Source organism: Arthrobacter sp. P1_B4 (genome assembly GCF_056406555.1).
In genome coordinates, this window is sequence record NZ_JBFTZW010000003.1 from 177,279 (window position 1) to 188,544 (window position 11,266).

At 63.7% G+C, this 11,266-nt stretch carries 10 protein-coding genes; 1 reads left to right on the forward strand and 9 read right to left on the reverse strand.

Annotated elements, in window-relative coordinates:
- Nucleotides 1-22 precede the first annotated feature (22 nt).
- The 6 genes from AC1D1W_RS03125 to AC1D1W_RS03150 are packed head-to-tail and all read right to left on the reverse strand — an operon-like array spanning nucleotide 23 to nucleotide 5,907.
- On the reverse strand, nucleotides 23-1,582 hold the full coding sequence (locus AC1D1W_RS03125; RefSeq protein WP_476942911.1) for a GMC oxidoreductase: 1,560 nt from the start codon (nucleotides 1,580-1,582) through the stop codon (nucleotides 23-25).
- Nucleotides 1,579-2,355 carry a TIM barrel protein gene (locus AC1D1W_RS03130; RefSeq protein ID WP_476942912.1) on the reverse strand — a complete coding sequence of 259 codons (777 nt, stop codon included), beginning with the start codon at nucleotides 2,353-2,355 and terminating at the stop codon, nucleotides 1,579-1,581. The genes AC1D1W_RS03125 and AC1D1W_RS03130 overlap by 4 nt, the downstream gene beginning before the upstream one ends.
- A gap of 30 nt (nucleotides 2,356-2,385) precedes the next feature.
- Entirely contained in the window at nucleotides 2,386-2,757 is a 372-nt protein-coding gene (locus tag AC1D1W_RS03135; RefSeq protein ID WP_476942913.1) for a nuclear transport factor 2 family protein, read from the reverse strand.
- A 6-nt stretch (nucleotides 2,758-2,763) separates the two neighbouring features.
- Nucleotides 2,764-3,600 carry a carbohydrate ABC transporter permease gene (locus AC1D1W_RS03140; protein WP_028275820.1) on the reverse strand — a complete coding sequence of 279 codons (837 nt, stop codon included), beginning with the start codon at nucleotides 3,598-3,600 and terminating at the stop codon, nucleotides 2,764-2,766.
- Nucleotides 3,601-3,603: 3 nt separating this feature from the next.
- Nucleotides 3,604-4,563 carry a carbohydrate ABC transporter permease gene (locus AC1D1W_RS03145; RefSeq protein WP_439954124.1) on the reverse strand — a complete coding sequence of 320 codons (960 nt, stop codon included), beginning with the start codon at nucleotides 4,561-4,563 and terminating at the stop codon, nucleotides 3,604-3,606.
- Nucleotides 4,564-4,617: 54 nt separating this feature from the next.
- A complete protein-coding gene (locus AC1D1W_RS03150; RefSeq protein ID WP_028275822.1) occupies nucleotides 4,618-5,907 on the reverse strand; it encodes an ABC transporter substrate-binding protein in 1,290 nt (429 codons plus the stop codon).
- A gap of 228 nt (nucleotides 5,908-6,135) precedes the next feature.
- Here AC1D1W_RS03150 and AC1D1W_RS03155 point away from each other — a divergent pair, with 228 nt between their 5' ends.
- Complete coding sequence (locus AC1D1W_RS03155; RefSeq protein WP_243180778.1) at nucleotides 6,136-7,080, forward strand: LysR family transcriptional regulator; 945 nt, start codon at nucleotides 6,136-6,138, stop codon at nucleotides 7,078-7,080.
- Between the two features lie 64 nt (nucleotides 7,081-7,144).
- Here AC1D1W_RS03155 and AC1D1W_RS03160 read toward each other — a convergent pair whose 3' ends face one another.
- The 3 genes from AC1D1W_RS03160 to AC1D1W_RS03170 all read right to left on the reverse strand — a co-directional run.
- A complete protein-coding gene (locus AC1D1W_RS03160) occupies nucleotides 7,145-8,623 on the reverse strand; it encodes a sugar phosphate isomerase/epimerase family protein (RefSeq protein ID WP_476942914.1) in 1,479 nt (492 codons plus the stop codon).
- Nucleotides 8,604-9,947: a C-glycoside deglycosidase beta subunit domain-containing protein gene (locus tag AC1D1W_RS03165; RefSeq protein ID WP_476942919.1), complete on the reverse strand. Its 1,344-nt coding sequence runs from the start codon at nucleotides 9,945-9,947 to the stop codon at nucleotides 8,604-8,606. The genes AC1D1W_RS03160 and AC1D1W_RS03165 overlap by 20 nt, the downstream gene beginning before the upstream one ends.
- Before the next feature lie 124 nt (nucleotides 9,948-10,071).
- Nucleotides 10,072-11,266: hypothetical protein (locus AC1D1W_RS03170; RefSeq protein ID WP_476942915.1), on the reverse strand; the 1,195-nt coding region annotated here is incomplete at its 5' end.

Consider the following 11,266-nt stretch of genomic DNA (forward strand, 5'->3'; position numbering starts at 1 on the left):
GCGACATCGCACCACTTATTCATTATTTAGTCAGTCTATTGTCTGATTCAGACATAAGTAAATAGCTGTTGAGTTCTTCTTTGAGTTTCCGGGCCCCGCGCACTGCGAGCGCCACAGCGGTCAGCGTGGGATTGCATGCCGTGGCGGTGGGAATGACGCCGTTGCCAGCCACGAAGAGGCCGGGGACCTGCCACACCTGGCTGTCGGGCGAACACACGCTCTGGCCGTCGTCCCTTGCACCCATCCTGGTTGTGCCCTGGTAGTGAAGCGATGCGCCGGGCGGCATGACGAACGGACGCTCGTCGAGCGGCTCACCCACCGCCTTGCCCAGGCGGACAATTTCCTGCTTGGCGCGGTCCAGCACCTCGTGATCCCGCCGCGTGAGGCGGTAGTGGATGCGCATGGCGGGCATCCCGTACGAGTCGCGGACACCGTCGTCGAACGCCACCCGGTCCTCGCGCTGCAGATCCTTGGCGCAGAACAGCCCAAGCCCCACGATAGAGCCCGGGACAACGGGGTCATCGTCGGCCAAGGGAACCGGTGACGCATCCAGTTGCATGATCTGGCCGTGGAAGGGCGCCCCGTCCGTGTAGGGAACCCAGGCAACTCCGCTCTGCTCACTGAGCGCGCCATTGGCGGCTGCCCGGCCCTGCGGAGCGGTGACATCGCGCAGCCGGCTCGCGAACACTACCTGCGCCTGGTCGTTGAGGTAGCGGCCCAGGGCGTCGGGCCGGATCCCGGAAGCCCACAGCAGCTGCGGCGTGCGCAGGGCATCCGCACCCACCACAACGTAGCGGGCCGCCACCTGATGGGTTTCGCCGCTGCGGCGGTCCTGGACTTCGATGCCGGCAGCAGCGCCATCCTCCAGGAGAACACGCGTTACCAGCGACTCATCATAGAGTTCGAACTGCGGATTTTCCCGGGTCACATCCCCCATCACGACGTCGGAACCTGACCAGACCAGGCCGCCGTCCTCCCGCCGGTGCACAGCAAGAGGCATGGGCTGGACGCGATAGGCGGTGTCACGGCCCGCGTCCACGGCGGCGGCGAGTCGTTCCCGGACGAGGTCAGAGAACGGAGCCCCGTCGAAGGCGCGGGTGGTCACCCCCAGCAGTCGGTCGGCGTCGTCAAGAAGCTCTTCAAGGTCCGGCAGGAACGGAATGCGCTCTTTGCCGCCCGGGCGGGGGCAGGCAGCGGTCCAGTGGGCGGCCATGCCGCCCACGTTGCTGGACATGGCGGCGACGGGCATCCCGTCCTCGCCGGGGAAGGCGTAGCCGTCCTGCAGCAGGTAGGTTCCGGGCCTGGCCCGTCGCTCCCCGCTCTTGACCGCGCCGGGTGAGTTCACCGTGTCGGCACCTGCGCCGGGGCCTTCCGATGCCCGCTGCGCGAGGCTGCGGCGTTCAGGATCCTCAATGTTCTTGACGTGCGCCCCGGGTGGATTGCTGACCGTGGGGCCCACCTCGAACATGGCGATGGTGGCACCAGGGGCTTCCTCGCTGAGGATGCGTGCGTATGCCGATGCCGTGGGGCCGCTGCCGACGATGGCGACGTCGACCGCAACGGGATACCGGTTACCGCTCACCGTCCCGCCACCAGTTCCTGGATGCGCCGGACGGACTTCGCCGAGTCGATCGTCGGGTAGTACTCCAGCCCGATGGGGCCGGCGTAGCCGCTGTTCCCCAGGTCCGTGAGCCGGGCGTGCCAGTCGATGGAACCGGAACCGGGTTCGCCGCGCCCCGGCGCATCTGCGATCTGAACATACTTGATGAGGTCGCCAGCGTTGGCGAGCTCGGCGGCCACGTCCTCGCCCTCGACCGTGGAGTGGTAGAGGTCGTAGAGAACGCCGAAGTATGGCGAGTTGACGCCCTTGGCGACATAGACGGCTTCCGAGGTCCGGTCCAGGAGGGCTCCCGGGTGGTCAACCCTGACGTTGACCGGTTCGAGAACCAGGGTGATGCCGGAACCCTCGATGTGCGCGACGCCTCGGGTGAAGATCTCGATCAGTTCGTCCAGCTGGTCCTGCCGCTTGCGCCCGCCGAATCCGGTACCGCTGCCCACTACCATCCGGGGGCAGCCGAGCTGTTGTGCCACTTCGACGCCGGCGTCCAGCCCGGTGTAGAAAGCATCGTGGTTGCGGGGCGGGATCATGAACTGCATACGCGGTTCCGCCAGTTGGGAGGTGAGCTGGACTCCGGTTTCCTCGAGTGCGTGCTTCAGGGCCGGAATGTCTTTGCCCGTTGGGCCCCACATTTCGACGGCGTCGAAGCCGGCTGCTGCCGCCGCGCRAACCCGGTCAGCAGCACTTTCGCCTGCTTCGGCGAACAAAAGGTCGATATTGGGCGAAAGTTGGAACATGGATATCTCCTAGAGAATTGAGATGGTGGTCTAAAACATGGGGTGGTCGTGGACCGGGTGCTCGGGAACGGGCTGAAGCACGTCCCAGTGCTCAACAATCCGGCCGTTTTCGAAGCGGTAAATGTCTGCGACGGCGGCGTCCGGACGCCCGGGACCTGAAGCGCGTACATGCACCAACGCCAGGTCACCGTCCACCAGGATGCGCTGAACCTCGAACCGGGAGTCTGGCGATCCGTCGAACTTCGGCGTCAGCATTCTTACTGCCGCCTCAGGCCCGTCAGGAATGGTCGGGTTGTGCTGCCGGTAGTCCTCGGCCACAAGGAAGTCGAAGGCTTCACGCACCCGTTTTTGGGTGTAGAAGATCTCCACGAAGCGCTCGAACGCTGCGCGGTTGTCAACCATCGCGGGTCAGCCCTTCAGGCCGCCGGAGAAGCCCTGGATGAACCGTTTCTGCGCGAACAGGAACAGCGCCAGGATGGGAATCATGGAGACGATCACTATCGCGAAGATCGAGTTCCACTGGGAGACCAGGGAGCCGATGTAGTAGTACATGGCCACCGGCAGCGTCTGGTTGGCGGAGCCGCCCAGGAAGATCAGCGACGTGAAGAAGTCGTTCCACACGATGAGCCCGGCGAAGATGGTGACCGTTCCCGTGGCTGGGGCCATCATGGGGAACACCACCTTGGAGAAAATCTGGGATTTGCTCGCGCCGTCGATGGTGGCCGCTTCTTCGTAGTCCGTGCCGAGGCCGCGGAAGAAGTTTGCGTACAGGAAGATCGACAACGGCAGGAGCATGCCCGTGTAGAGGATGATCAGGCCCCAAGCGGATCCGGTGAGTCCAAGGGCCCGTGCCCCCATGTAGAGAGGGACGGCGCCGAGTTGGCCGGGGAGGATGATGGCGATCAGGAAGAGGTAATACGCGCCCTTGCTCCAGCGTCGGGTGCTGCGGGAGATGACATATCCGGTGATGGAACCGAGTGCGATCAGCCCCACGATGCTGCCTGCGGTGATGATGGCGCTGTTGGCCAGGCCCATCACCACGTTGGAGTTTCCGGTGGCGGTGAGGACGTCGATAAAGTTGCTGAAGTCGGGGTTTGTTGGCGGAGCCAGGGCCGAGGTGGTGAACAACTCGCTGTCCGGCTTCAGGGCAGTTGTCACCAGGAAGTAGAACGGCGCGAGGAACACCAGGGCGAGCGCCCATAGGCCGACTTCGCGGAGCAGGGTGAGTTTGGTGTAGCGGAACATGGCTTAGTCCTCAGGGTTCGAACGCGTCAGCCGCTGCTGGAGAACGGCGAAGATCAGGATGATGGCGGCGAGCACCAGGGCCAGGGCGGCACCGCCCCCGAAGTTCCCGAGCGCAAAGGCCTGCTTGTAAACCAGCGTGGCCAGCGTTTCCGTCGCTCCGGCCGGTCCGCCGCCGGTGAGCGCCATGATGGGATCGAAGACGCGCAGCCCCTGGACGATTCCCAGCGTGGTGGCGATGGCGACGGCGGGGCGGATGGCGGGCAGCGTAACGTTGCGGAACCGCTGCCACAGATTGGCACCGTCAATGGCCGCCGCCTCCTCCACTTCCACGGGGACACCGGCCAGGCCGGCCATAAAGATCACCATGGCAAATCCGGTGGAAGACCAGACCAGCACCACCAGCACGGTCCAGATGGCCCACTGCGGGTCGGCCAGCCACGGCTTGGCCTGGTCGCCGGCGCCTATTGCCGTAAGGAAGGCATTGAGCGGACCGTCGAAGTCGAAGATGTATTTCCAGATGTAGGCCGTGGCCAGCGGGCTGAGCACCACCGGCATGAAGAAGAGGGTCCGGAGGATGTAGCGCGTCTTGACGACGCGGTTCAGGCCCAGCGCAATAACCAACCCGGCGATGTTGCCCAGGAGAACCGAGCCAAAGGCCAGAAAGAGGGTATTGGAGAGGGCTCCGAGTTTCGTGGGGTCCTTGAAGATGGCCTCAAAGTTTGTCCAGCCCGTGATTTTGAACGAGCCGATGCCCGTCCAGTTGGTAAAGGCGAAGAATCCGCCGATTCCGGTTGCCACGTAGTGGATGGCAAACACCAGGGCGATCCCGGGCAGCGCCCACCACCAGTGTCCGAACTGCATGGGCCCCCGCCGGGGACGGGTGTTCTCACCCGCCCCCGGCGTCCGCTTGCCTCGCCGGGGTGCTTCAGCTGCTTCGCTTTTCGGTTGCATCGTCGCAGTCATTGGTATTCCTTGCTTGTCCCTTTGAGTCGTCGGAACGTTGATGGTCAAGAACTGCTACTGATCCCAGGCCGCGTCCATGGCCTGCAGGACCTGGTCAGGGCTCTTCTGGCCGGTGATGATGCCCTGGACCCCCGTGGCCAGTGCGTCGTAGACGGCGGAATTCGGCCACTGGATGTTGGGCAGGGGGCCGTATTTGCCGTCCTTCATCAGGCCGCCGACGTTCTTATAGGCGCCGCCGTCGAAATCGTACTTGTCGAGTCCGCTGACCGGCAGGGCACCGTCGATTTCTGCGAATGCCTTGGTCTGCTCAGGCTGGGCGGCCCAGTCGAGGAAGGCCTTGGCAGCGTCCTTGTTCTTGGAGGCCGCGTTGATGGAGAAGGCGTAGTTTGCGCTGGCAAATACGTAGCTATTACCTGAGCCCTGTTCCGCCGGGAACGGCCGTACGGCGAACTGGGAGCCCCCAGCGGCGGACTGCAGCTGCTTCCAGCTTGGAGCCGGGATGAAGCCGCTCACGGACGTTCCGCTGGCAAGCCCCTTGGTGATGGCATCGAAGCCGCCGCCGGCAGCACCCTTCTGGAAGCAGCCCGCGTCCTTCAAGGTATTAACTGCTTCGAGGGCTGACTTCCAACCGTCCGAGCCGGCGAAGGTGGCTTCCTTGGCAGCGCGCTTATCGTTCCATTTCGGGTCTTCCGCGTAGACGCGCGAGGCTGCCAGGGACATCGCCATCAGCCCTGTGTTGGGAGGGGCTGATCCGGCAAGGGCAAAGAGGGATTTACCGGAGGACTCCAGAGCCTTGCACTGCTGCTGGAGGGAGGAAAAGTCGGCAGGGAAGCCACCGGCTGCAGTTGCAGCCGTCTCATTACTCACCAAGGCAGAGATCGTAATTTCCGTGGCCTGGCCGTACACCTTGCCGTCGGTTCCAAAGGTGCTGGCGCTTCCCTCGGGGAGCAGTTGCTTCGCGGCATCGTCAAGCGGTTCAAGGAAACCTGCCTGGACGAGCGGCAGGATGCTGCGGCCGGTGCCGGAGCCGGGTGAGGTCACTACGACGTCTGAGGCGTTTCCGGCCTGGAGCTGTGTGCGCAGGGTCTGGTCGTAGGAGTCGTTCGGCTGAGGATTGAAGGTGATTTTCACGTTCGGGTGTGACTTCATGTAATTTTCTGCCAACACCTGGAAGGGGCTCTCGATGGTGTTGGATGTCGCGAAGGACAGTGAAAATTCCTGGGAACCACCCGAAGAGGAGCTGCTGCCGGTGGAGGCCGAGCAACCGGTAAGAATGAGTGCTGCGACGGTGGGGACGGCGAGGGCGCCGACCTTCAGGCCTGAATAGCGACGGTGCTGTGTCATGTCCAGCCTTTCTGACTTCATTGTCCAAAATCCGGGTGTCGTGACCCCGGTCACTCACAAGTATGCAGGAGATGTGCCTAAAAGACACATAAGTCTTTGCTATGACGGACATAAGTTTAACGGGGGTCCGCGGAAGGTCCATCCAGATCCCTGATGGCTTCGCCTACGTTATTGATCCCGCTGATAAACTCCCTTGAAACGGTTCCACTTCCAAAGGATCGCTGCGCCGTGACGAAACATGTCCTGCTTTCCCGTCTCGACCTCAACCTGCTGATCTCGCTGGATGCCCTCATTACCGAGCGAAGCGTTACCAGGGCGGCCGAGCGGCTCCACCTCAGCCAGCCGGCGCTCAGCGCCTCGCTCGCCCGGCTCCGATCCCACTTCGGTGACCCGATCCTGGCCCGCCGCGGCAATGCTTACGAGCTCACCCCCTTCGCCCTCCGGCTCGCGGAGCACACCACCACCGCACTGGAGGCCGCACGCCGCGTCTTCGAAAGCCAGGCCACCTGGGAGCCCACAGAATCCGAGCGCGAGTTCTCCATCTACGGCTCGGATTACGGCTTCACGACCATTGGCCGGGTTGTTTCCGAGCTTGCAGCCGAGCGCGCCCCAGCTGTCCGGTTCCGGTTTATGCTCCACAATCCGATGGTGGTGGAGGATGCAGCCAACCGCCTTCGGTCGGTGGACGGCATGGTGATTCCCCACGGATTCCTCACCGGGCTGCCCTACCTGGACCTGTGGAGGGACGGGTGGGTGGCCGTGGTCTCCACGTCCAATGAAGCCGTCGGCGAGCAAATCACCATGGAAAACATCGCTGAACTTCCCTGGGTGATGACCTATCAGACGCGCTCAGCCTCAACCTCGGCGGAACGGCAGATCCAGCAGCTGGGCGTTGAGCCCCGCGTGGACGTGGTTGTTGAAAGTTTCCAGTCCTTGCCGCACTTTGTGGTTGGGACCAACCGGATCGCGCTCATCCAGGCGGCCCTGGTGCCGTTCGCCCTGCGCGTGGGCGGGATTCGGATCCTGCCGCTGCCCTTCGATGCCACGCCGCTGGTTAATGCCTTGTGGTGGCACCCCGTGCACAACCGCGACTCCGAGCATGAGTGGATGCGGGGCCTCTTCAAAGAGGCTGCCGACATCGTGGCAGCCGCCGCAACCAAGGAAGCCCCTTAAACGCCTCGATGCCCGGCCGGCTAAACGGACGGGCATCGAGGCTATGGGACGTCGGTCTTTCAGGTCAGGCTGATGCCAGGGCCGTCCGCATGCTCTTGCGGATAAGGTCATGCTGCTTCCGCACCAGCAGCAGCGGATCCACCTCACCGAGCTCGGCGAAGGCATGACCTTCCCATTCGCTGGACCAGTAACCGCGGTAGCCGCCTTCGACGAATACGCGGACCAGTTCCGGATAGTCGATGGCCGGCTCGTTGCCCTGCTCATCAATGTCGTAGAACTTCGCGTGGACGTGCATGATTTGCGGCATGATGTCAGCCCACTCCTTCGGGCTGACGTGGCCGTGCATGTTGAACGCCAGGTGGGCGAAGGATCCAAGCCGGGCAGGATCGAAGTCACGTCCCCGCAGGTACGCAATGAACTCCTCCTGCCGCACCCGCATCGGTGCCTCAGTGCCCCAGATAGCCTGCAGCCTTTCCACAGCTTCATCGTCCAGCCCGGCACGGCGAACCGCGCGCAGGAGCGTGGGAGACATGCTGTGCATGGTGGAGGAGAAGTCAGCCACGAAGCCCAGCAGCGGTGAATCAAGCTCGGCGTAGACGTCGCGGACCTTCATGATCTCGGGCGAGTTGGGTCCCAGCGGTGCATGGATCTCGTAGGCAAGTTTGAGTTCGAGGTCCTCGGCGAGCGGCAGCAGCCGGCGAAGCAGCTCCGGCTTAGCGCTCTGGATGCGGACGAGCGGGAAACCGAGCTTCTTGGCGCCGTGGAAGAGTGTCTGCGTGAACTCGTACTCCTCGTCCGGGGTCATGTCGCGGTCACGGCGGCGTCCCATGTCCAGATTGGCGCCGAAGGAGCTGGCGGTGAAGCCGTGCTTGTCGAAGGCGCGCTGCCACGAGCGCACGAAGTCGTCAGTCACGTTGGGATAGGTAGGCAGGACCTGCGATGCCACAATTTCGATCCCTGGGCCGATGCCGAGCTCGGCCACACGGTTCAGCAGACCGTCGAAGTCGTACCAGCCGGCCCGGAATTCGGCGCTTGCCGAGTACAGGGTGAGCCCCAGCGAGAACGGATCTTCCTCCGCTTTCGGTGGGGGCGGCGTGACCGCCGTCGTCAGTTCCGGCGCCGCCGCAGCCCTGTCCGTGACGGTCAGCTCCAACGTCTGGTTCACGAAGTTGGGAACGTACATGCCGGGACCGCCGTCCTGGCCGGGAGCAATCTGCATGTACGGCAGGCGCAACTCACCGATGAGCCGGACGGTGTGCTGCTCGCCCAGGGCAACAGGGCTCTCCGTTGTGGCGATGAGCAAGGGATGTTCCTGGAGGTACCAGAGAGTGTCGCTTTGAGCGGGCAGGTCCGGGAGCGCATAGCGGACACCTCCCAGTTCCAGGGACAAGTTCCCGGCGGGGATATCCTGGCCGTCGACGGTGAGCCGCAGGCTGGAGACCGAGGAGAGCCACAGACTCCGGTACCACGGCAGGGTCAGGGCAAGCGCGAGACCGTCGGGATGGGTGCGGAGGCTTGCATCGTCAAGAAGTCCGTTTGGCATTGTTGCTCTCTTTACTGGGAAAGGGGATGGGGCAGGTAAGTTCGCCGGTGATGCGGCGGATCAGGGCGTGTTGGCGCCGCACTTGCTCAATGGCGCGCCATGGCGCGCGTTCGCCTTCATATTCACTGGAGAGATAACCGGTGTAGCCGGAGTCCTTGAGGGCCTTGAGCACGGGCAGCCAGGGAATCTGCTGGTCTTCCAGCTGCTCGTTGATGTCGTGGAACTTCGCCTGGACGAACACCACATACTGGGCAATATCGGCGAAGTCGGCGGGGTCGACGCCGATGCCGTCGAGGAAGGCGGGCCGGGTCTCGCGGGTCTCACCTGCGCGCAGCGGAATGGGCCGGTCCTGGAAGATTCCGGTGTCGATGAGCAGGCCGAAGTTCTTGGTTCCGGTCCGTTCGATGAGGCCGATGTAGTCCTCGACGACGGGGTGCCTGATGGGCGTCGGCGAATGAATCTCCGGGCAGATGATGATCCCCAGCTCGTGGGCCAGATCAAGGGAGCGTTCCACGGATTCGGTCCAGATGGGGTCTGGGACCAGATCGCTGGACACCACGCCGATCTTGGGGCGCACGAAGCCGAAACCCAATTGGCTGGCAAGCCGCAGGTCCCGCTGCAGGGCCTCCGCACCCTCGGCGACCGTCATGGTGCGGCCCGGGTGAAGACGGGTGTCAATCCATGAACCGTAGTTCGTCGGCTCCAGCGAATACTTCTCCAGCAGGCCGAACCAGTTATCGATCCAGGCCCGGGACGGTTCCGGATAGTTGGGAACGTGGCCCTCGCCGAGAATCTCGACGCCGGTGGCGCCCACGTCAGCGACGGCGGCCAGCGCCGTCTCAAGGTCCATCACCGTGCCGTAATCCCCCATAAAGCTGTAGAGGGAAACGCCGTAGCGGAAGGTACCTTCGCCGCCTTCCGGCGCGAGCGTCACCTTGCGGCTGGTCCGGTGGGTGGTGGGCTGGTGTTCGACTGGTATGTAGGACATCCGCAGCCGCAACTCGATGGAGAGCTCGTGGATGCCCTGCGGCAGGCCGCCGTCGAGGGGAACGGTGACCACTGCCGCTTCCTCAAGGGGCCAGCGCACGCCATCACTTTCCCAGAGCTGCTGCAGGGTGTAGGTCCGCCCGCCGAAGGTCCACAGCGGAACGTCAGGTCCGACGTCGACGATGCCGCCGATGCGAACGGCGATGCCATCGATGAGGGACGCGGCCATGCCCCGGTAGGAAGGCATCCGGACCCGGAACTGAAAACCGGTGACACGTCCGCCGTCCGTGACGTTGCGGAAGCCGACGGACTGGATGAGGTCTCTTTCGAGAAGCATCATTGCTCACTCTCTCTAGGTGCAGAATCCAGAGTAGCAATCATTCTGTCGCTTTTACACCTAAGTGAGCGCCTAACCGGCAAAACATGCCAGGGGGCTCGCCGGGCTGGCCGCTTCGAGGGCCTCAGTTCCTTTCGGCCCGTTCCGCGAGGACGCCGATGGCCAGAGAGAAGCGGCCAGGTAACGGCGAAAGTGCCAGACGGAGCCAGATGGCGTCCGAGTACGCATCGAACCGGACTGGACTGACGCGCAGTTCCTCGGCCACGGCCAGCACCTGCGTGTGAGCGGTCAGATATCGTGCCGGCGTCATACGGCTATTTCGTAGATGGAGCTCCAGATGGACGTCCAGGCCGGCCAGATCCCGGGCGGCCTCGTGTCGGGCCGTACTGTCGAAGTCCAGCAGTCCGGGCGGGATGTCGCCGTCAGGAACGATGATTTGCTTGTCGTACAGGTCTCCGTGGGCCCATACCACCGGATCCGGTGCCGTCCGCAGCAGGTTCATGGCCACGTGCTCTGCAGCGGCGCGCAAGACAGCGCGCTGAGACGACAACGCTGGGACGTTTTCATTGTGCCGCAACCAGTCGTCCACCCGTCGACACACCTTCGTTGCTTCCCACTCTGCTGAACGGAGCGGAAGGCTGTCGAGAACGCCACGTGCTGCTGGGCCATGGGAGCCGTTCAGTTCCTCGACCCAGGCGCGCGACCATTTCTCCCATGACCTCGCGAACGCTTCATCGCAAACGGCCGCTCCCACCCGGCCCAGCTCGTTCAGAGTCGGTCCCGGCATGGCGCTGAAAACGATGACGTCCGCCTGGGAACTCTGACGAAGGATTCTGGGCGTTGTGAAGTTGCCGGCGTCCAGCAGGACGTCCATTTGTGCGCAGCGCTCGGCCGGTACGACGGCGCCTCCGGGCCCGAAGATCTTTATGTAGCGGCCCTCCGCCCGGACGACAGCCTGGTGGTACGGCCAATACGAAATCAATTCCCCCTGCTGCGCTTCCCCCCGTAAGGCGGGAAGTCCCGGATCATCCAACGGGATTAGTTCGAACTGCCCGCGACGCAAATAAGCTCCCCGGACGCCGGGCACTCCCGGCGTCCGGACCTCCAGTACAAATTCTCCTGGTGCATTCTCTGGCCACGCCCGCTGAACCAGCCAGGACGTGCCGGTATCGTCGTCGGCAAACGCCGGAACGGCGGAGGGCCAATCCATGGAATCAATTCCATGGACCGGCGGAGACACCAGCGAGTGGTGCGACGCAGCAGATTGACGCGTTCCAGGCGTGCCGTGCCCCCGAACAGTAGACAGCCATGCTCCGTCC

Bases quoted from the DNA above. Each gene is read 5' to 3' on its own strand.
- AC1D1W_RS03135 (WP_476942913.1), bottom strand. From the start codon at position 2,757: ATGGTTGACAACCGCGCAGCGTTCGAGCGCTTCGTGGAGATCTTCTAC.
- AC1D1W_RS03140 (WP_028275820.1), bottom strand. From the start codon at position 3,600: ATGTTCCGCTACACCAAACTCACCCTGCTCCGCGAAGTCGGCCTATGG.
- AC1D1W_RS03145 (WP_439954124.1), bottom strand. From the start codon at position 4,563: ATGACTGCGACGATGCAACCGAAAAGCGAAGCAGCTGAAGCACCCCGG.
- AC1D1W_RS03150 (WP_028275822.1), bottom strand. From the start codon at position 5,907: ATGACACAGCACCGTCGCTATTCAGGCCTGAAGGTCGGCGCCCTCGCC.
- AC1D1W_RS03160 (WP_476942914.1), bottom strand. From the start codon at position 8,623: ATGCCAAACGGACTTCTTGACGATGCAAGCCTCCGCACCCATCCCGAC.
- AC1D1W_RS03165 (WP_476942919.1), bottom strand. From the start codon at position 9,947: ATGCTTCTCGAAAGAGACCTCATCCAGTCCGTCGGCTTCCGCAACGTC.